Annotated in this window: 16 protein-coding genes; 7 read left to right on the forward strand and 9 right to left on the reverse strand. The window is 63.8% G+C overall.

Annotated features, from left to right (window positions below):
- Window positions 1-46: 46 nt before the first annotated feature.
- Window positions 47-1,573, reverse strand: coding sequence for a sugar ABC transporter ATP-binding protein (locus tag WA950_RS21725; RefSeq protein WP_424553823.1), 1,527 nt, complete (start codon window positions 1,571-1,573; stop codon window positions 47-49).
- Window positions 1,574-1,793: 220 nt separating this feature from the next.
- Between WA950_RS21725 and WA950_RS21730 the strand changes: the two genes are divergently transcribed.
- The gene (locus WA950_RS21730; RefSeq protein ID WP_424553824.1) at window positions 1,794-2,825 is read left to right on the forward strand and encodes a LacI family DNA-binding transcriptional regulator; all 1,032 of its coding nucleotides are present in this window, start codon (window positions 1,794-1,796) and stop codon (window positions 2,823-2,825) included.
- Window positions 2,826-2,976: 151 nt separating this feature from the next.
- On the opposite strand, the gene xylA is transcribed toward WA950_RS21730, so the two are convergent.
- From xylA to WA950_RS21760, 6 genes are all read right to left on the reverse strand, one after another.
- A complete protein-coding gene (gene xylA, locus WA950_RS21735) occupies window positions 2,977-4,287 on the reverse strand; it encodes a xylose isomerase (RefSeq protein ID WP_424553825.1) in 1,311 nt (436 codons plus the stop codon).
- A 28-nt stretch (window positions 4,288-4,315) separates the two neighbouring features.
- The gene (xylB, locus tag WA950_RS21740; RefSeq protein ID WP_424553826.1) at window positions 4,316-5,770 is read right to left on the reverse strand and encodes a xylulokinase; all 1,455 of its coding nucleotides are present in this window, start codon (window positions 5,768-5,770) and stop codon (window positions 4,316-4,318) included.
- A gap of 9 nt (window positions 5,771-5,779) precedes the next feature.
- Entirely contained in the window at window positions 5,780-6,844 is a 1,065-nt protein-coding gene (locus tag WA950_RS21745) for a LacI family DNA-binding transcriptional regulator (protein ID WP_424553827.1), read from the reverse strand.
- 84 nt (window positions 6,845-6,928) lie between these two features.
- Entirely contained in the window at window positions 6,929-8,017 is a 1,089-nt protein-coding gene (locus tag WA950_RS21750) for a metallophosphoesterase (RefSeq protein WP_424553950.1), read from the reverse strand.
- A gap of 108 nt (window positions 8,018-8,125) precedes the next feature.
- On the reverse strand, window positions 8,126-9,718 hold the full coding sequence (locus tag WA950_RS21755) for a DHA2 family efflux MFS transporter permease subunit (protein ID WP_424553828.1): 1,593 nt from the start codon (window positions 9,716-9,718) through the stop codon (window positions 8,126-8,128).
- Window positions 9,719-9,745: 27 nt separating this feature from the next.
- Complete coding sequence (locus WA950_RS21760) at window positions 9,746-10,945, reverse strand: HlyD family secretion protein (RefSeq protein WP_424553829.1); 1,200 nt, start codon at window positions 10,943-10,945, stop codon at window positions 9,746-9,748.
- A 118-nt stretch (window positions 10,946-11,063) separates the two neighbouring features.
- Between WA950_RS21760 and WA950_RS21765 the strand changes: the two genes are divergently transcribed.
- From WA950_RS21765 to lysS, 6 genes are all read left to right on the forward strand, one after another.
- Window positions 11,064-11,750 (forward strand): TetR/AcrR family transcriptional regulator C-terminal domain-containing protein, encoded by a 687-nt coding sequence (locus tag WA950_RS21765; protein WP_424553830.1) that lies wholly within the window; start codon window positions 11,064-11,066, stop codon window positions 11,748-11,750.
- A 78-nt stretch (window positions 11,751-11,828) separates the two neighbouring features.
- Window positions 11,829-12,422 (forward strand): helix-turn-helix transcriptional regulator, encoded by a 594-nt coding sequence (locus tag WA950_RS21770; protein ID WP_424553831.1) that lies wholly within the window; start codon window positions 11,829-11,831, stop codon window positions 12,420-12,422.
- A gap of 97 nt (window positions 12,423-12,519) precedes the next feature.
- Window positions 12,520-13,272, forward strand: coding sequence for a TerC family protein (locus WA950_RS21775; RefSeq protein WP_424553832.1), 753 nt, complete (start codon window positions 12,520-12,522; stop codon window positions 13,270-13,272).
- Between the two features lie 295 nt (window positions 13,273-13,567).
- On the forward strand, window positions 13,568-15,340 hold the full coding sequence (locus WA950_RS21780; protein ID WP_424553833.1) for an SLC13 family permease: 1,773 nt from the start codon (window positions 13,568-13,570) through the stop codon (window positions 15,338-15,340).
- 175 nt (window positions 15,341-15,515) lie between these two features.
- Entirely contained in the window at window positions 15,516-16,985 is a 1,470-nt protein-coding gene (gene gltX / locus WA950_RS21785; RefSeq protein WP_424553834.1) for a glutamate--tRNA ligase, read from the forward strand.
- A gap of 10 nt (window positions 16,986-16,995) precedes the next feature.
- Window positions 16,996-18,489, forward strand: coding sequence for a lysine--tRNA ligase (gene lysS / locus WA950_RS21790; RefSeq protein ID WP_424553835.1), 1,494 nt, complete (start codon window positions 16,996-16,998; stop codon window positions 18,487-18,489).
- 48 nt (window positions 18,490-18,537) lie between these two features.
- Here the strand turns inward: lysS and WA950_RS21795 are convergent, their stop codons facing one another.
- Together WA950_RS21795 and WA950_RS21800 are read right to left on the reverse strand one after the other, a co-directional pair.
- Window positions 18,538-19,635: a 2Fe-2S iron-sulfur cluster-binding protein gene (locus tag WA950_RS21795; protein WP_424553836.1), complete on the reverse strand. Its 1,098-nt coding sequence runs from the start codon at window positions 19,633-19,635 to the stop codon at window positions 18,538-18,540.
- A 1-nt stretch (window position 19,636) separates the two neighbouring features.
- A complete protein-coding gene (locus WA950_RS21800) occupies window positions 19,637-20,881 on the reverse strand; it encodes an aromatic ring-hydroxylating oxygenase subunit alpha (protein ID WP_424553837.1) in 1,245 nt (414 codons plus the stop codon).
- Window positions 20,882-20,990 lie beyond the last annotated feature (109 nt).

Genomic DNA, 20,990 nt, shown 5'->3' on the forward strand with positions numbered 1-20,990 from the left:
CGTCCCCGACGTGAATTCGTTGTTTTGATGCCGCCCGGCATGTCGCTCAGGCTGCGGCCTTTTTCTTCAAGCCTGCCGAATAGCGCATGATCTCCTGTTCGGAGATTTCCTCGCCCTCGAGAATCCCGACGATCCGCCCTTCCCGCATGACGGCGACGCGCGTGCACAGGCCGATGATCTCCGGCATCTCCGAGGAGACGACGATGACAGACTTGCCGTCGCGGGCGAGCGCCGAAATGAAGTGGTAGATCTGCTGCTTGGTGCCGACGTCGATGCCGCGCGTCGGCTCGTCGACGATGACGATGTCCGGCTCGGTCTCCATGACCTTGGCGAGCAGCAATTTCTGCTGGTTGCCACCCGACATGCGGCCGGCGACGACGCGTCCGTCACGCACGCGGATATCGAAACGGCGGCGCGCCCGCTCCAGCGCGTTCGCCTCGCTCTTCGGGCTGAGATAACCGTATTTTCCATGCTGCTCCAGCGATTGCAGCGTGAGGTTCGCCGTCATGCGAGAGTTGAGCAGAAGCCCCTTGTGCTTGCGATCCTTGGTCATGTAGGCGATGCCCACGCGATTGGCGGCATGGACGTCTCCGCCCGGCACGCTTTCGCCGCGCACGGAGACTTCACCCGAAAGACGCGGACAGAGACCGGCAACCGCCTCCATCAGCTCCGAGCGGCCGGAGCCGATCAGCCCGGAAAATCCGAGGATCTCGCCCTTCTTTACGTCGAAGCTCGCATCCTTGACATAGTGGGTCGAAAGACCCGTCACGGCGAGCGTCACCTCTTCGTCGACGCTCGGCTCCTGCTTGGCGGGATAGAGGCTGGAGAGTTCGCGACCCACCATGAGCTGGGCGATGGATTCGCCATCGAGAATATTGGTCGGCGCTGTCTTTACCCATTGCCCGTCGCGCAGCACGGTGACGCGGTCGGTCAGCTCCATCACCTCGTCGAGCTTGTGCGAGACGAAGACGAAGGACGTGCCCTGCTCGCGCAGCTTGCGCACCTGGCGGAAGAGATAGTTGGTCTCCTCGCGGGAAAGAACTGCGGTCGGCTCGTCCATGAAGATGATGCGCGCATCGCGGCTGATCGCCTTGGCGATCTCGACCATCTGCTTGTCGGCGATGGAAAGCGAACTGATCAGCGCATTCTCATCGACATGCGAACCGAGCTGGTCGAGCACGCGGCGCGTCTCGGCGCGCATGAACCTGCGGTCGAGCACCCCGAAGCGCGTGACCTCGCGCCCGAGAAACAGGCTCTCGGTAACGGTCAGATGTTCGGCGAGATTGAATTCCTGGTGGATGATGACAATGCCGAGCGCCTCGGCCTGGCCGTTCGGCGGCAGCTTGACCGACTGGCCGTCGAAAAGGATCTCGCCGGAGGTCGGCTGCTCGAAACCGGAGAGGATCTTGACGAGGGTCGATTTGCCCGCGCCGTTCTCCCCCATGAGCGCATGGATCTCGCCGGCGCGCAGCTCGAAATTGACGCTGAACAGCACCTGTACGCCATTGAAAGACTTACTGATACGGCGTGCGGCAAGAACGACGGGAGCCCCGTCGGCAGCGTCCGGATTCATGATTTCCTCCCTGCGGCTCCTCGACCGACTGAAAGGTGATGTAAACCTTTACACTGGGCATGTAAAGGTTTACATCGTTGGATATCGGGAATTTTCAACAAGCGCCGTTTGACCCTCAGACAAGTCTGTGTAGTGTCCCCCGCAATTCCGTTGTTGTCCGCAATTCCACCCGCAAACCGCTTCGATTTGCTGGAATTGCCACCGCCGAGTGAGAGCCAGAGTGTCGACGTCCAGCCCTGCCACGATCGAAGATGTAGCGCGGATCGCGCAGGTCTCGATCGCGACCGTGTCGCGGGCGATCCACACGCCGGAGAAAGTGGCGAACTCGACAAGGTTGAAGGTCAACCAGGCGATCGCGATCACCGGGTATACGACCAACGCCATGGCGCGAAGCCTGCGCCTTGGCCGGTCGAACATGATTCTCGTCGTCGCGCCCGATATCGGCGATCCGAACTTTTCCAACATTCTTGTGGGCCTGGAAAACGAGGCGCGCTCGCACGGCTATGGCATTCTGATCGGCCATACGCACAATGACCCGCAACGCGGGCTCGAATACCTGAAATTCCTCAACTCCAACCAGGCGGCGGGACTGATCCTGTTCACCGGCATCCTGCCCTTCGGCCACCAGACCATGACGGCCCGCCTGCCGCCAAGCGTCGGCGTCTTCGAGCCGGTCTACAATGGCGGCATCGCCTATGTCGGCGTCGACGACATCGAGGGCGCGCGCAAGATGGTCGACCTGCTGATTGCCGAAGGTCACCGCAAGATCGCCTTCATCGGCGACTCGCGCACGCGCCTTGCCTATAGCCGTCGCCGGCAGGGCTATGACGAGGGGCTGGATGCGGCCGGCGTGCCTGTCGGCGAACGCATCGTGCTGGAGGGCGACGGGACGATCGAAAGCGGACGTCTGGCGCTCGAACAGCTCTTCATGCGCGACACACTGCCGAGCGCCTTCATGTGCGTCAACGACCAGACGGCAATCGGCGTGATGATTGGGCTTGCCGCACGCGGCTACGATATTCCGAACGACTTTTCCGTCACCGGCTTCGACGACGTGCCGCAGGCAAGCTTCATGACCCCCGCGCTCACCACGATCCGCCAGCCGCGCACCGCCATCGGCAAGAGCGCCATGGCATTGCTGCTCGACCTCCTGTCGGGCAACGAGCCGGCGGAAACAGAAATCCTGCTGCGGCCCGACCTGATCGTGCGCAATTCCGTTACCGGCCCCGCGCGACGCTTCCTGAAGCGCTAGCTATTTCCAGCCGAAGCGGCATTGCTTCGGCGTCGGATAGTGCGGCCAATAGCGCCCCGGCAACCCTCCTGGCGCGCAAAGCGGCAAGCCCCATTCAAAAAAAGGGCGCCCGAAGGCGCCCCCCGATGACCGGTAGCAAGGTCCGGCCGGCTCAGACGTAGCGATTGACCACGTTCTCCAGAAATTCCTGGCGGCCGGAGCGCGGCTGCGGATTGACGTTGCCGTTCAGCACATAGGCTTCCAGCGCCTCGAGCGAGGAACCGCCGGCAAGGATCTTCTGTGCATCCGGCGTCTGCCAGCCGGCATAGCGCTCGGCGAGCGGGCCGGAAAGCGCCTTGTCTTCCAGCATCTTCGCCGCCGCCTTCACGCCACGCGCGCAGCAATCCATGCCGCCGATATGACCGATCAGAAGGTCCGCCGGGTCGATCGACTGGCGACGCAGCTTTGCGTCGAAGTTGGTGCCGCCCGTCGTGAAACCGCCGCCGGCGAGAACCTGATAGAAGGCCAGCGCCATTTCCGGCACGTTGTTCGGGAACTGGTCGGTATCCCAGCCGGACTGGTAGTCGTTGCGGTTCATGTCGATCGAGCCGAAGATGCCGAGCGCATTGGCGAGCGCCAGCTCATGCTCGAAGGAGTGCCCGGCAAGGATGGCATGGCCCTGCTCGATATTGACCTTCACTTCGTTCTCGAGGCCGTACTTGCGAAGGAAGCCGTAGACCGTCGCAACGTCGTAGTCGTACTGGTGTTTGGTCGGCTCCTGCGGCTTCGGCTCGATGAGGATCGCACCCTTGAAGCCGATCTTGTGCTTGTATTCGACCACCATGTTGACGAAGCGGCCGAGCTGGTCCAGCTCCTGGCCGAGATTGGTGTTCAGCAGGGTCTCGTAGCCTTCACGGCCGCCCCACAGGACATAGTTGTCGCCGCCGAGGCGGTGCGTCGCGTCGAGGCAGGTTTTAACCGTCGCGCCGGCGAAGGCGAAGACATCCGGGTCCGGATTGGTTGCCGCACCGCCCATGTAGCGGCGGTTGGAGAACAGGTTCGCCGTGCCCCAGAGCAGCTTCACGCCGGTTTCGGCCTGCTTCTTCTCGAAATAGTCGACGATCTCGTTGAGGTTCTTCGTGTTCTCGACGAAGTCCTTGCCTTCCGGACGCACGTCCGCGTCGTGGAAGCAGTAGAACGGCACGCCGAGCAGCTGGAAGAATTCGAAGGCGACGTCGGCCTTCAGCTTCGCCGCCTTGATCGTATCCTCGAACCACGGGCGCTCGAAGGTCTGGCCGCCGAAGGGGTCGCCGCCCGGCCAGACAAAGGTGTGCCAGTAGGCGACGGCAAAGCGCAGGTGATCTTCCATGCGCTTGCCCATGACGATCTCGTCGGGATTGTAGTGGCGGAAGGCGAGCGGATTGGTGCTCTCGGGACCTTCATATCTGATCTTGGCGATATCGCCGAAAAAGCCTGTGGCCATGGTGTTTTCCTCTTCGTGTGTCGGTTGATCAGGCGGCGGCGCGGATCGCCGGGTAGAGGCGGCGATAGCGCTGGTAGGCGTCCTCGTAGGCGGCGGCGAGCGCCGGCTCCGGTTCGATGGTTGCGGCGGTGGCGGGCGCTGTCAGCACCGCAGTCGGATTGGCACCGGTCGCGGCGATGAGGCCGAGGCGCGCGGCGCCGAATGCAGCACCGAAATCGCCGTCCGCAGGCAGGTCGACGGGCAGGTTCAGCGCGGTCGCGATCGATTTCAGCCAGTAGCGCGAGCGCGACCCGCCGCCGATGGCGGTGACGCGCGACAGGGAGGTGCCGGCGGATTTCAGGGCTTCCAGGCTGTCGCGGATGGCAAACGAGACGCCCTCCAGCACGGCCTGCGTCAGCACCGCGCGGCCGCTCTCATGGCCAAGCCCGAGAAACGCGCCGCGGATGGCCGCATCGTTATGCGGCGTGCGCTCGCCCGAAAGATAGGGCAGGAAGGTGACGCTCGACGGGGCCTTCAGCGTATCGCCGAGTTCCATCGTGAGATCGGCGGCGGAGGTGCCGGTAACGCGCGAATGCCAGTTCAGCGCATCGGTGGCCGACAGGATGACGCCCATCTGGTGCCAGGTATCGGGCAGTGCGTGGCAGAAGGCGTGTACCGCGCTTTGCGGGTTCGGCAGGTAGCTGGCATTGGCGGCAAAAAGCACGCCCGACGTGCCGAGCGAAACGAAGGCCGTGCCCTCGCGCACCGTGCCCATGCCGCAGGCCGAGGCCGCATTGTCGCCGGCCCCGCCCGCGATGACGACGCCCTCGCCCAGACCCCATTTCGCAGCGAGTTCCGGCCGCAGGATGCCGGCGGGCTCGGTGCCCTCCACCAGGCCGGGCATCTGGCGTTCTTCAAGGCCGGTGGCCGCCAGTAGGTCCGCCGACCATTTGCGCGCGCCGGTATCGAGCCAGGCGGTGCCGGCCGAATCCGACATGTCGGACAGGTGCTCGCCGGCGAGCCAGACCCGCAGATAGTCCTTGGGCAGCAGCACCCGACGGACCCTGGCGAACGTATCCGACTCGTTGCCCTTCACCCAGGCAAGCTTCGGCGCGGTAAAGCCGGGGAAGACGATGTTGCCGGTGACCTTGCGGAAGCGCGGATCGGCATCGAGCGCGGCGGCCTCGCGGTGGCTTCGCGTGTCGTTCCACATGATGCAGGGACGCAGCACCTTGTCGTCGGCATCGAGAAGCGTCGCGCCATGCATATGGCCGGACAGGCCAATGCCGCGCACGGCGGAAAATTCGGCGGGATGGCCGGCGCGGAGAGCGGCAATCGCCTCTTCCGTCGCGCGGATCCAGTCGGCCGGGTCCTGTTCCGACCAGCCGGGATGAGGCCGCGATGTCTCCACCTCCTTGCCGGATGCCGAGCCGATGACCTTCTGGCCTGCGTCGATCAGCATGGCCTTGACGCCCGATGTGCCGAGATCGATCCCGAGATACATGATTGCCTCCTAGTTACCGGCCGGGCCGGGCTGTTCGTCCTCGTCCGGGCCGGCCGGGAGGTTGTCCTTGATGAAGATGTCGAGACGGATGCGCTCCTGCGCGGCATTGACCGGCAGGCCGTCCGCCTTGGCGCGCAGCACGCGGATGGCGCTGCGCACCTCGTGGCCGGCGTCCTGGTTGAGCACGGCGTCGATCAGGCCGATTTCCAGCGCCGCGCGGGTATCGGCGGTCAGTTCGTGCGCGATGACGCAGATATCTGTACTTCCACGATCGGCCAGGGCCTTGACGAGGCCCTGATTGCCCGCGCCGAGACTGTAGATACCGGCAAGCCCGGGGGTGGAAGCAAGGCAGCCCGAGATCAGCGCGAATGCCGCCTTCGGATCGTCCTGCCCTTCCAGCACCGGCAACACCGTGCGGTTCGCCGGCATGGCCGCCATGGCCGCAAGGAAGCCATCGAGACGTTCGCGATGGTCGCGCACGCGCATGGAGCCGGCAAGCACCGCGACGGGGCCGGGTTGATCCCCGAGGAAGCGACCCATCAGGCTGCCGGCGGTGCGGCCGGCGGCCATGTTGTCGACGCCGGTGAAATGATCGCGGCCGGAGCCGACAATGTCGGAAACCAGCGTGACGAAGGGAATGCCGGCCGCTTGTGCCCGGGCGATGGCCTCGCAGACCTCCGGCGCATCGATGGCGACGGCCGCGATGCCCGAAACACCCTCGGCAATGGCAGCGTCGATTGCCCGCACCAGCGCCGCGGCATCGAAGGCCGGAATGCAGGCCACCGAAAGGCGCGTCCGCTCGGTGGCCGAATGCAGGCCGGCCCGGCGCACCTCGGCCTCCAGCCCGCGCATGAAGGGATTGTCGCCTTCCGGCAGGATGAAGACGAGCGGATACACCCGGCTCTTGGCAAGGTTGGCCGCTGCCACGTCGCGCACATAGCCCAGCGCGGAAATCGCCGCCTCGACCTTGGCGCGCGTGACGCCGCGCACGCCCGGCCGGTCGTTGAGAACGCGGTCGACGGTGGCCAGGCTGACGCCCGCCTCGGCGGCAATATCGTGAACCGTGGGTCTCATTTCTCCTCCGTGGGCGAGACCCTTAGAGGAATTTTTGATGTACGTAAATCAGAAATTTCCGGGCGACGCGTTTCGGCCGCTTTCTCAGGCCGGCAGGCGCTTTCCGAAGGCATGAGTGAAGGCGATGTCGCCCGGCTTTTCACCGGCGCGGGCGAGCGCGACATCCAGGAACCGATCGGTGACGCGCACCAGTGCAAAGCCGCCCATGAAGGCCGCGACCGGCTTGAAGATGTCATACCCTTCGCGGCTGTAGATCATCGGCGTCGGGTGCTCGTGGCCGTGGAAGATACCGACGACATTGTAACCCTTCAGCGTGGCGACAAGCCCAGCGCGCGCGGCATCGGTCCACCAGTGCGCAGGACCGGCGCCCCCGGGATCGAAGGTCCTGGCCGCAGGATCCCAGTGCTCGGTCGAGAACGGGTCCCAGCCGTAGTGCTGGAAAAGCACGACCGGCCTTCCGTCCGCTGCATAGGTCGCAAGATCGTCCTTCAGCCAGGGCAGGCCGCTGATCGCGCCCTTCGTGTCGTCGCCGCCGAAGCGTTGCAGCTGGATGAGGTGCAGGCCGCCCCAGTCCCAGGAATAGTTGTCCGAATCGATATCGTAGTTCGTGACCGGCACCGGGGCCTTGTAGAACACGGTCGAGCGGTGGTTGAGTTCGACATAGTCACGCAGTTCCCGCCGATACCAGTCGCGGTGCGGCGACACGCCGTCCTGATCGAGATCGTGATTGCCGAGGCCGGTATAGACCGGATAGTGCACGCGGTCCGGCCCGGCGCCCTGCTGGTAGCGGCTGGAGAATTGCTGGAGCTGGCGCCCCTCGCCCGGCACCTTCACCTGCCCGCCGCCGTCGTCCGTCATGTCGCCGCCAAGCACCAGGCCGAGCGGTGCGGCGATCTGCGTTCCGGCACTCGCAAGGCCGGACGGCCTGCCGTCAATCTCGTCTGGCCAGATACGCCCGCCGACGGCATTCACCGCCGCGACATGGCGCAGCAGCGCCGCATCGGTCTTGCCCTCGTCCGCACAATGGGCACTGAGGCCGTCGGCCGAGACAAGACAGGCATGCACGTCGCAGGAAAAGAGAAAGGTCGCGTCGGTTGCCGGCCGGCCCGCCTGCGCGAAGCCGGAACGGCCCGGCAGGGCGAGCGACACGCCGAGCCCACCGGCTGCGGTCAGGAGATCACGGCGCGTAGGCTTGAAGGGCATGGAACCTCCCGGCATCGATCGCTTGCGCCATTGTGGCGGAAGGACCGATGGCGCGGCAAGAGGCTTTTGCCGGCGGGGTCAGTGCCCGCCGCCGCCACCGACGCCCGATTGCGGCTTGCTGATTGCAAAGGCGCAGACGACGAGCGAGGCGAAGAGGACGGTCAGCAACAGGAAGATGTCGATGAAGGAGAGGATATAGGCCTGCTGCTGCACGAGGCCGACCATCTGCTTGACCGCAATGGTCGGCCCGTCGAGGCCATGGGCGCTGAAACTGGACGCCATGTTGCGCATCTGCTCGACAGCCACCGGATTGCCCCATTGCACATGCTCGGACAGGCGCAGGTAATGTTCCTGCGAACGCTGGGTGATGAGCGTGTTGATGACCGCCAGCCCCACCGCGCCGCCGAGGTTGCGCGTCAGGTTGAAGAGGCCGGAGGCGTTGCGGATACGGTCTGGCGGCAGCGTGCCGAGCGCCACGTTGTTGATCGGCACCATGCAGATCATCAGTGAAACGCCACGCAGGATCTGCGGCATCAGCAACTCGTAGAAATCCCAGTCCGCCGTCATCTGCGTCATCGACCAGGTGCCGAGCGCGAACCCGCCGAAGCCGATCATCATCATGACACGCGGATCGAGCCGTGACGACATCATGCCGGCGATCGGCGCGGTGCAGAACATGGCAAGGCCCGAGACGAACATGGTCTCGCCGATCATCAGCGAATCGTAGCCGCGAATGCGCGCGAGATAGAGCGGGTAAAGATAGGTGAGGCCGTATAGCCCGATGCCCATGACGAAGGAGAAGATCGAGCCAAAGGCAAAGTTCCGGTTGGCGAAGGCGCGCAGATCCACCACGGGGAACGGCACCTTGAAGGCCCGCCAGAAGAAGACCACGGCGCCGATCACAATGGCGACAGTGCCCATGACGATATGGCCGTCGTTGAACCAGTCCTTGTTATTGCCCTCTTCCAGCACATATTCAAGCGAACCGAGGAAGACCGCCATGGAGGCAAGGCCCCACCAGTCGAAGCGCTTCATCAGGCTGAATTCCGGCTTGTCGAAATCGATCAGGTTCCAGGTGAGAACCGTGACGATGATGCCGGGAATGATGTTGACGAGGAACAGCCAGTGCCAGGAGAAAGCGTGGCTCAGATACCCGCCGACCGTCGGGCCGATGGTCGGCGCGAGCGTGGCGACGAGGCCGATCATCGGCGAGACGATACTGCGCTTGGACGGCGGGAAGATGGTGAAGGCGGCCGCGAAGACCGAGGGGATCATGCCGCCACCAATGAAGCCCTGGATGGCGCGGTAGACGATCATCTGGTCGATGTTCGTCGCCGTTGCCGCCAGCGCACTCGCCATGGTGAAGCCGGCCGCCGAGAAGGCGAAGAGCACGCGCGTCGAAACGATGCGCGCCAGCGTTCCCGACAGGGGGATCATGATGACTTCGGCGATCAGGTAGGACGTCTGCACCCAGGCGATCTCGTCCGCGCCGGCACCAAGGCCGGCCTGGATTTCCGACAGCGAGGCGGAAACGATCTGGATATCGAGGATCGACATGAACATGCCGAACACCATCGCGAAGAACGCGATGACACGGCGGACAGGAACCTTGTCGGATTGCGCGGGCGCGGCCGAAAGGGCGGCGGCTGTCGGGTGAGCGGTCGCGGCCATCGCCCGCGCTCCTTTACTGGAGGAAGCTTATTCGGCCTTCGCGGCGACCGCCGTATCCGTCGGCGCCGTGCGGCTGTCGACGTCGACGACGACGCTGAGGCCGGCCCGCAGCTTGCCCGTATCCAGCGCTTCTCTCGGAAGGGCGATGCGGACCGGCACGCGCTGCGTGACCTTGGTGAAGTTGCCCGTGGCGTTTTCCGCCGGTAGCAGCGAGAAGACCGAGCCGGAGGCCGGCGCGATGGACTCGACCGTGCCGAGGATATCGTCGTTCTCATAGGCGTCGACATGCAGGTGCACCTTCGAGCCGGGCACCAGATGGGCGATCTGCGTTTCCTTGAAATTGGCCTCGACATAGAGGTCCGTCACCGGAACGAGCGCGGCGAGGCGCTGGCCGGCCGAAACGAGGTCGCCGACCTGCACGGAGACATTGCCGACAACACCGTCATAGGGCGCCTTCAGCACGGTGAAGCCGAGGTCTCGCTCGGCCTTGTCGCGGGCAAGCTCCAGCGTGCGGATGCCGCTTTCGGACTCGGCGCGCTGCGCCTGGAGAACGGCAACGCTCGCTCTGGCGGCGACGATATTGGCATCCGCGCCGACGAGATTGGCCTTGGCCTGATCGAGCGCCACGGTGGCGCTGTCGAGCGAGGCCGTGGTGCCGACCGCCTTGGTGTTGAGTTCCTTGGCGCGCTTTTCGGCGACTTCCGCGCCGCCGAGGGCGGCCTGATAGGCCATCTTCTGGGCTTCGGCCTGGGCAAGGCTTGCCCTGGCGCCGTCGATCTGCGCGTCGATCCGGTCGAGCGCAAGCTTCTGCGTGGCGATCTGGGCTTCAGCCTGTTCGCTGGCGAGGCGATAGTCGCCATTGTCGAGCGTGACCAGCGGATCGCCCGCCTTGACCACCTGGTTGGCGACGACGTTAACCGCCTCCACATAACCGGAGACCTTCGGGGAAATCGAGGCGATGTCGCCCTCGATATAGGCGTCGTCCGTCGAGATCATGAAGCGGCCATGCGTCCACCACTGATAGCCGTACCAGCCGCCGACGACGAGCAGCGCAAGGCCAACGACCGGCAACATGAGCCGGCGACCGCCCTTCTTCTGTTCGGGCTGCACGACGGCGGCAGCAGGGACCGCTTCGGTCGCTACCGGCTGCGCCTCGGCGGTTTCAGCCTGGAAATCGTCATCGACAGGACGAACCTTCGCCGTGCCGGCGCCATGGGAAGTCGACATGCGCTTTGTCACCACTTCTGGGATAAATTCTCGAACTGAACCGTTCGGTTCGATTTGACATAATCCCGTTCCTCCCGCATATCAAGTAGAAATCGAACCGCTCGGTTCGAAATAATTGATGCAAGTTTCGGAAACGGGAACGGAGATGCAGACGACAGAAGACAGGCCGGACGCCCCGCAGACGGGTCGCCGCGCCGCCGGGGAAGACCCCGCCAAGCGCGAGCAGATCCTCGACGGGGCCAAGCGGGTGTTCATGGAGCAGGGCTTCGAAGCCGCCAGCATGAACGACATCACGCGCGCCGCCGGCGTCTCGAAGGGCACGATCTACGTCTATTTCGAAAACAAGGAAGACCTGTTCGGTTACATGATCGAACGGGAGCGCCGACGGCTCACCGAGACGGTGCGGCACGCTCTCGACAGCCACAAGCCGATCGGCGAGACGCTGCAGGAATTCGGCATGCTCTTTGCCACGCATATTACGGCGGACCACACGATCCGCGCCATGCGCATGGTCATCGCCGCCAACCATCGCCTGCCGACACTCTGTAGCCGCTTCTTTTCCGCCACACCGATCAACCCTGTCTCTGTCTTGCAGGAATATCTCGACCGTCAGGTGGCGGCCGGGATCGTCATCAGCGACGACACGGCCCATGCGGCCAAACAGTTCATCGAACTGACCACGGTCGGCCTCTTCAAGCCGCGCATCTTCGGATCGATGGAGGAGGTGCCCTCCAAGGCCGCCATCGAAAGGAACGTCACCTCGGCGATCCGCGTCTTCCTTGCGGCCTATGGCGCCAAGCCTTAGCGTTTTTGCAGCGATCGCCCCGAACGCGCAACGGCGATCAAGTGACGGGCCTCGAAGGGAGCCATAAGATGGCTGTCCATGAGGAGCGACCACGCCATGCACCCCGTTGCCAAGGCAATCTGGTACATCGAGAGCCATTTCGGCCGCGCCATCGCGCTTTCCGAAATCGCGGCGATGGCCGGCATGTCGCGCCACCACCTGTCCCGGCGTTTCAGCGAGATGACCGGCCAGAACCTCAACCGCTACCTGCGCGCCCGCCGTCTCTCGGTGGCCGCCCGGCAGCTTGCCGGCGGTGCGCAGAACATCCTGACGGTGGCGCTCGAAGCTGGCTACGGCTCCCATGAGGCATTCACCCGCGCCTTCCGCGAGGAGTTCGGCCTGACGCCGGAAGCCCTGCGCGCAAGGCGCGACCTCTCCGGCCTCACCCTTCAGGAGCCCATCCGCATGTCCACCATCGACAAGAGCAACCTTCCCTCGCCCCGCATCGAAACGCTCGATGCCTTCATCATCGCCGGCCTCGGCGCCGATTTCGAGCCCGGCAAGGCGGCCGGCCGCCAGGCCGGCGCCTTCCCCGACGTGCTCGAATTCTACGGCGAGGACTTCGATCCCGAGACGGGGCTGGGCCGCGTGGAAATCTGGCTTCCACTCGCCGATCAGATGACGAATTCGTGAAATGCAATTTACTAACAGGCGAGCCGCTTGCCAGCGGTCAATTTCTGCATAAATACGGAAGTCCATTCTCAAACCGTATTTTGGAGAGGAAGACCGGATGGACAGCATTCTTGCGCTCATGCAAGACCCGGCCGCCTGGATCGCGCTCATCACGCTTATCGTGATGGAAGTCGTTCTCGGTATCGACAACCTTATCTTCATATCGATCCTGACGAACAAGCTCCCTCCCGAACACCGGGAGCGGGCGCGGCGTATCGGTATCGGCCTGGCGCTCGTCATGCGTCTTGCCCTGCTCGGCACCATTGCCTGGATCGTCCAGCTTACCACTCCGGTCTTCGAGGCCTTCGGCCACGGTTTCTCGTGGAAGGACATGATCCTGATCGCCGGCGGCCTCTTCCTCGTCTGGAAGGCGACGAAGGAAATCCACCACAACGTTGACCCGCTCGATCACAAGGAAGACATGGTCGGCGGCGCCGCGTCGTCGACCTTCGCGGCCGCAATCGGCCAGATCCTGCTGCTCGACCTCGTTTTCTCGGTCGACAGCATCATCACCGCCGTCGGCATGACGCCGCATCTGCCGATCATGGTCGTCGCCGTCCTCGTCGCCGTCACGGTCATGTTGCTGGCTGCAACGCCGCTTGCCAACTTCATCGAGAAGAACCCCACGATCGTCATGCTGGCGCTCGCCTTCCTCCTGATGATCGGCACGACGCTGATTGCCGAAGGCATGGGCTTCCATGTGCCGAAGGGCTACGTCTACGCCGCCATGGCGTTCTCGGCGCTCGTGGAGGTGCTGAACATGTTCTCCCGCCGCGCCCGGCAGAAAAGCAGGGCTGCCAGCGGGCACTGACAGGCAAAAGCGGCGGGGTGAAAATCCCGCCGCTTTCATTTCGGAACAGATGGAAGACAGACCGGACGGGTTGGGAGCTCGTCTGCCGTTTCGTTGGCCGCGGGAGGAAACCGGAAAAAGCCCCGCATTCTCCATCTCCGTCATGTCCGGTTGACACGACCTGCCTTCCCTTGGCAAACCTCTCGGTGGATGAATTGTTCCGCGAAAGCTTTGAACGGTTGCGTTGCTTGCGGCGGAACCGGATGGGCGTGCTGGGAATTCATGCCGAGCATCGTCCCGCCGCACGGACCCCGATATGACCCTAGAGCAGTCCTTCGCCTTCATCGTCATTGCCCTGATGATGGCGGCCTTCATCTGGGGAAGGTTCCGGTACGATCTCGTGGCGTGCTGTTCACTCCTGCTTGCGCTCGCACTCGGCATCGTTCCCTTCGAAAAGGCCTTTTCCGGCTTTTCCGACGACATCGTCATCATCGTCGGTAGTGCGCTGATGGTGAGCGCGGCGGTCGCCAGGTCCGGCATCGTCAATCTGGCGGTAAAACGCTTTTTTCCGAACCTCACCTCAAAGCGCAGCCAGCTGGCGCTGCTGCTTGTTTCGGTCGCCGTGCTCTCGGCCTTCATCAAGAATATCGGCGCGCTCGCCATCATGATGCCGCTGGCGTTCCAGTTCGCCCGAAAATCCGGCGCCCCCGCCTCGAAGTTCCTGATGCCCATGGCCTTTGCCGCACTTCTCGGCGGCCTGATGACCCAGATCGGCACCTCGCCCAATATCGTGGTCTCGCGGCTGCGCCAGGAGATCACCGGCGAGAGCTTCACCATGTTCGACTTCACGCCGGTCGGCGCCACGCTGACGGTCTGCGGCATCCTTTTCATGCTGTTCTTCAACCGCATCGTGCCGGAACGCTCGAACAAGAACGCCAGCATCGAGGAATCGCTGGAAGCCGCCGCCTATTCTTCCGACGCGACGGTGGAGGAAGGCTCGCCCACCGTCGGCAAGTCGCTCAATGAAGTGCTGCGAAACGGCGACGGCGAGGTGATCGCCACCGCCATCGTCCGCGGCCATGTCCACATCGCGCCGCTACCCGACGTACGGCTGATGGCGGGCGACACGGTCCTGATGGAAGGCACGGCGGGCGCACTCGACAAGGTGGTTTCCGCCACAGGCCTGACGCTTTCCGGCCAGCCGATTCGCGCCGGGCGTGGTGAAGCGGGCGAGATCAGCGCCACCGAGGCGGTTGTCGGCAACAATTCCCGCCTCATCGACATCTCGGCGCGCAACATCGCGCTGTTCCATTCCTATGGCATCAACCTGCTTGCCGTCAGCCGGCAGGGAGAGCGCCTGCGGGAGAAGCTCTCCGAGGTGCGCCTGCGCCCCGGCGACGTCATCGTGGTGCAGGGCAACAACAGCACGCTGCCCACCCTCCTGCCGGAACTCGGCCTGCTCCCCCTCGCCCAGCGCGAAATCCTGCTTGGCGCGCCGCGCAAGGCGATCATTCCCGTGCTGATCCTGATTGCCGCAATGGCCTCGACCGCGCTCGGCTTCGTGCCGGTCGCCACCGGCTTCTTTGCCGCCGCCGTCGCCATGGTGCTGTTTCGCGCCGTCCCGCTGCGCGAAGCCTACGGGGCGCTCGACGGACCAATCCTCGTCATGCTCGCCGCCCTCATTCCCGTTTCCGACAGTCTGCGCACGACGGGCGCCAGCGAGCTCATCGCGGGCTGGCTCGGCGATATCGCCATTCATCTGCCGCCCTTCGGCGCGCTCGCCCTCATCCTGCTCACCGCCATGGCCGTGACACCCTTCCTCAACAATGCCGCCACCGTGCTCGTCATGGCCCCGATCGCGGCAAGCTTCGCGAGCGCGCTCGGCTACAAGCCCGAGGCCTTCCTGATGGCAGTGGCGATCGGCGCGGGCTGCGACTTCCTCACGCCCGTCGGCCACCAGTGCAACACGCTGGTCATGGGCCCCGGCGGCTACAAGTTCGCCGACTATCCGCGTGTCGGTCTGCCTCTCTCCTTCCTCATCGTCATCGTCAGCGTGCCGACTTTGCTCATCGTCTGGCCGATGCAGTAGGAAGAGCGGACTTTTTCTTGACGCGCCGGGCTGAATATGGTCTCACCCAGCCCAACGGAAAGCCTTTTATCGCCTTATAACCGGCGCAAAATCGGGCTTTCCCTCCCAAATGTGACGCCTCCGTCGCCGGAAATCTCCGGTGCGGGGCATAAACCATGTCAAGACGGGCCATACCATGAGCACTTCCGGAACTGCATCCGGCGTTCGCGTACGCATCGCACCATCCCCGACCGGCGAGCCGCATGTCGGCACTGCCTATATCGCGCTGTTCAACTACCTCTTCGCGAAGAAGCACAACGGCACCTTCATCCTGCGCATCGAGGATACGGACGCCACGCGCTCGACGCCGGAATTCGAGCAGAAGGTGCTGGACGCGCTGAAATGGTGCGGCCTCGAATGGTCGGAAGGCCCGGATATCGGCGGCCCCTATGGCCCCTATCGCCAGTCCGACCGCAAGGACATCTATCGCCCCTACGTCGACAAGATCGTTGCCAATGGCCACGGCTTCAAGTGTTTCTGCACGCCCGAGCGGCTTGAGCAGATGCGCGAAGCCCAGCGCGCCGCCGGCAAGCCGCCGAAATATGACGGCCTGTGCCTGCATCTGTCGGCCGAAGAGGTGACGAAGCGCGTCGATGCGGGCGAGCCGCATGTCGTGCGCATGAAGATCCCGACCGAGGGCTCCTGCAAGTTCGTCGACGGCGTCTACGGCCCGGTCGAAATTCCGTGGGATGCCGTCGACATGCAGGTCCTGCTGAAGGCAGACGGCATGCCGACCTACCACATGGCGAATGTGGTCGATGACCATATGATGAAGATCACGCATGTGGCGCGCGGCGAGGAATGGCTCGCCTCGGTGCCCAAGCACATCCTCATCTATCAATATCTCGGCCTCGAGCCGCCGGTCTTCATGCACCTGTCGCTGATGCGCAATCACGACAAATCGAAGCTCTCCAAGCGCAAGAACCCGACCTCGATCTCCTACTATTCGGCGCTCGGCTACCTGCCGGAAGCGCTGATGAACTTCCTTGGCCTGTTCTTCGTTCAGATCGCCGAAGGCGAAGAGCTGCTGACCATGGAACAGCTCGCTGAAAAGTTCGACCCGGAGAACCTCTCCAAGGCCGGCGCGATCTTCGACATCCAGAAGCTCGACTGGCTGAACGGCCGCTGGCTGCGAGAGCAGCTCACCGAGGAAGAGTTCACCCGGCGCGTGCTTGAATGGGCCATGGAGAACGACCGTGTCCGCCAGGGCCTGAAGCTCTCGCAGTCGCGCATTTCCAAGCTCGGCGAATTGCCGGACCTCGCCGGCTTCCTCCTGAAGTCGGATCTCGGCCTGACGCCGGAAGCCTTCGCCAAGGTAAAATCGACGCCGGAGGAAATCCTCGAAGTGCTGAACCAGGTGCAGCCGGATCTCGAAAAGATGCCGGAATGGACGGTCGAAAGCATCGAGGCGGAACTGCGCGCCAGCGCCGACAGGCTCGGCAAGAAGCTGAAGGTCGTGGTGGCCCCGCTCTTCGTCGCCGTCTCCGGCTCGTCGCGCTCGCTGCCGTTGTTCGATTCGATGGCGATCCTCGGCCGCTCCGTGGTGCGCCAGCGCCTGAAAGTGGCGGCGCAGGTCGTTGCCTCGATGGCCGGAAGCGGAAAGTAAGGACAAGACAATGAACGACAAGACAGAAACCGCCCTTTCCTCCGATCCGACGGAAGTCCGCCGCCAGAAGCTCGACCAGCTTCGTCAGACGGTCGGCGACGTCTATCCGGCGCATTTCCACCGGACGATGACCAATGCGGAGCTGGCTGCGAAATACGAGACGCTTGAACTGGATACGGAGAGCGGCGACGTCGTGACCGTGGCCGGCCGCGTCTATTCCTCGCGCAACTCCGGCATGTTCATGGATATCCATGACGCCTCCGGCAAGATCCAGATCTTCTCCCACAAGGACACCACGCCGGAAGAGGCCCGCGCGCTGCTGCCGATGATCGACATCGGCGACATCATCGGCGTGACCGGTGTCGTGCGCCGCACCAAGCGCGGGGAACTGACGATCAACGCGCAGGATATCGTCATGCTGACGAAGACCCTGCTGCCGATGCCCGAGAAGTGGCACGGCGTGGCGGATATCGAAATCCGCTACCGCAAGCGCCACCTCGACATCATGACCAACGAGGAATCCAAGCTGCGCTTCCAGCAGCGCTCGAAGATCGTCTCCGGCATCCGCCGCTTCATGGAAAACGACGGCTTCATGGAAGTCGAGACGCCCATGCTGCATTCGGTCTATGGCGGCGCAACGGCAGAGCCCTTCAAGACGCACCACAACACGCTGAAGCTCGACATGTACCTGCGCATCGCGCCGGAACTGTTCCTGAAGCGCACGCTGGTCTCGGGCTTGACCGACAAGGTGTTCGAGATCAACCGCAACTTCCGCAATGAGGGCGTGTCGACCCGGCACAATCCCGAATTCACGATGATGGAGTGCTACTGGGCCTATGCCGACTACGAGGACATCATGGACCTCGTGGAGCGCCTCTTCAGCGAGCTGGCGGTAAAGATCCACGGCTCGACCGAGTTTGCCTATGGCGACAAGGAAATCTCCTTCAAGGGCCCATTCAAGCGCGTACCGATGCCCGAGGCCGTCAAGGACGCGACCGGCATCGACTTCCTCGCCATCAAGTCCGACGAGGAAGCCCGCGCCGCCGCCAAGGCCGCCGGCTTTGCAGTCGAGAAGGACTGGACCTGGGGCGAATGCCTTGCCTTCATCTTCGAGGAAAAAGTCGAGGGCACGCTGATCCAGCCGAGCCACGTCACGCATTTCCCGAAGGACATTTCGCCCTTCGCCAAGGAAGTGCCGGGCGAGCCGCGCCTCGTGGAGCGTTTCGAGACCTATTGCAACACCTGGGAACTGGGCAACGCCTTCTCCGAGCTGAACGACCCGGAAGAGCAGCGCGCCCGCATGGTCGAGCAGCTTGAGCAGGCGCAGGCCCGCGGCGAGAAGGACAAGCAGCTCGACGACGAGTTCCTCGACGCCATCGACCAGGGCATGCCGCCCGCCGGCGGTCTCGGCATCGGCGTCGACCGCCTGATCATGCTGCTGACCAACGCCCCGTCGATCCGCGACGTCATCCTCTTCCCGGCCCGCCGCGCGAAGAACGACTGATACCGAAAGCCCCCGCCCCTTTCGGGTAGCGGGGGCTTTCCTTTTGCCTCACGCCTCGATCGAGACATCGCCGACCGGCCGCGAGCAACAGGCGAGGATATAGCCTTCCTGGATCTCGTCATCGAGAATGCCGCCATTGTGCTGCATGTCGACCTCCCCCGATACCTTCATGACCCGGCAGGTGCCGCAAAGGCCGCCCTCGCAGGCCGCGCCGATGCGCACGCCCGCCGCTCGCGCCGTCTGCAGGATCGTCTGGCCGGGCGGGCATTTGGCGTCCTTGCCGGCCATGGTAAAGGTAATGGTGGAGACGGCATCGGCATCCGGCTCGCCCGGGCCGGCACGAACGGCAATCTCTTCCGGTGCAGGCGCTGCGGCCGGCTGGAAGCTCTCCTCGTGATACCGCTCCATGTTGAAGCCGCAGACCTTCAGCATGTCGCGCACGCCGCGCATGAAGGGCTCCGGACCGCAACAGAAGACGGTTCGATCCCGGAAATCCGATGCGAGCAGCGAGAGCCGGGCGGCATCGATCCGGCCGCGCAGCCCATGCCAGCCGTCCCGCGGATTGTGGCTCTCGACGACGAAGCCGAGCGCCAGGTTCGGCATCTGAGCAGCGAGACATTCGAGTTCCGCCTTGAACAGCAGGTCCTCCGGCTTGCGGGCGCAGGAAACGAAGGCGACGTCCGATTGCGGGGCGCAGTCCGCCATCCAGCGCGTCATCGACATCATCGGCGTGATGCCGGAGCCCGCCGAAATGAAGAGGTATTTCTCGCCCGGATGGCGCACGAAGGAAAAGTCGCCGAGCGGGCCAAAAGCCTTCAGCTTCATGCCGGGTCGCAAATGATCGAACATCCAGCGCGTGCCGATGCTCGTCGCCTGCGCCTTCACCGTCACGGCGACGGAGAAGGGCCGCGACGGCGTCGAGGAGAGCGTATAGGTGCGCATGACCGGCTCGTCGTCCGACACCGGCAATTCCAGCGTGACGAACTGGCCCGGCAGGTAGCGGAACCAGTTGTCGCGATCCGAACGGAACGCAAAGGTCATCACATCCGCCGTTTCCACGGTGACGGCTGTGCATTCCAGCAGGTGCTGGCGATCATTCCACGGCTGGAGTTCGTCGAAATGGCGGAAATGGCTGGCGGCTGTCATGCTAGGCCACCCGTGAAAGCGGCTGCTTGGCGCCGTCGAGCCGCTTCATCATGAAGTTCACGTACCATTCGACGAACTGCATGACGCCGCCCTCGTCCTGCGGCGAATAGGGGCCGGGCTGGTAGGCGGGCGAGCGGATGCCGAAGGCGTTTTCCTCGACGATCCGGCGATCCTGATCGTTGGTTTCGGTCCAGACATGGGTGAGTTCGTCGAGGCGGTAGTCGATGCCCTCGACCGCATCCTTGTTGACCAGCCATTTTGTGGTGACCTGCGTCAGTTCCGGCCCGAGCGGCAGCACGCGGAAGGTCACGGCATGGTCGGCAAGCACATGGTTCCACGTCGTCGGATAGTGGAAGAGCAGCAGCGTGCCAATATGGTTTTCCAGCACGTCATTCGACAGCGGGCGCTGGACGGCGCGCGCGCCGGACATGGTGTAGCTCTCGGCGTCCTGAATGAGCGGCATGCGCGCGGCGCGGAACTGGCCGGTCGGCGACATCAGGAACTCGCTCAGCAGGCCCGAAGCCTCGCACTTTTCCCAGTGGGCGGCGATGACGGGATCGTCCTTGGCGCCCTGCACGCCGGTGGCGCTCGGCGCTTCCGGATAGGTGCGGCAGAGTTCTGGATGATTGGCGGCGCAGTGGTAGCACTCGCGGTTGTTTTCCCAGACAAGCTTCCAGTTGCCCTTCTCTACGATCGTGCTTTCGAAGGCGACCTTCGTTTCGCCGAGCCGATGACGGGCAAGATAGGGTTCGACCAGGGCGCGAAACGCGGAGAAATCCGGTGCCTCGTCCGCCAGGCAGATGAAGATGTAGCCGCCGACGGTTTCGCAGTTGATCTGTTTCAGGCCGTGCTGGCTCTTGTCGAAATCCTCCGCCATGTGGCGGGCAAAGAGCAGAGAGCCGTCAAGCTCGTAGGTCCACTGGTGGTAGGGACAAACCAGCTTGGCCGAAGAGCCCTTGTGCTGCGTGCAGACGCGCGAGCCGCGATGGCGGCAGGAATTGTGCAGGGCCCGCACGGTGCCCGAACGATCGCGGGTGATGACGACCGGGTAGTCGCCGACCTGCACGGTAAAATAGTTGCCGGCCTTCGGGATTTCACAGTCATGGCCGATGAACAGCCAGTCGCGATACCAGATCGTCTCAAGGTCGAGCTTGTAGTGATCGGGGTCGATGTAGAAGGCCTGCTCGAGGCTGTAGCCATCGCGCCGGTTCTTGAGCTTGCGGAGCACGTCGCTGCGAATGTCCATGCCGGATCCTCGATATCCATGTTTGCCACGCAATTCCGGACGGAAAACCGCTTCACACATTCCCGGAATTGCTTTTTTTTGGATGAGGCGCACGGAAGGAGACGGCACT

The organism is Shinella sp. (genome assembly GCF_049651085.1).
Lineage (GTDB): Bacteria > Pseudomonadota > Alphaproteobacteria > Rhizobiales > Rhizobiaceae > Shinella.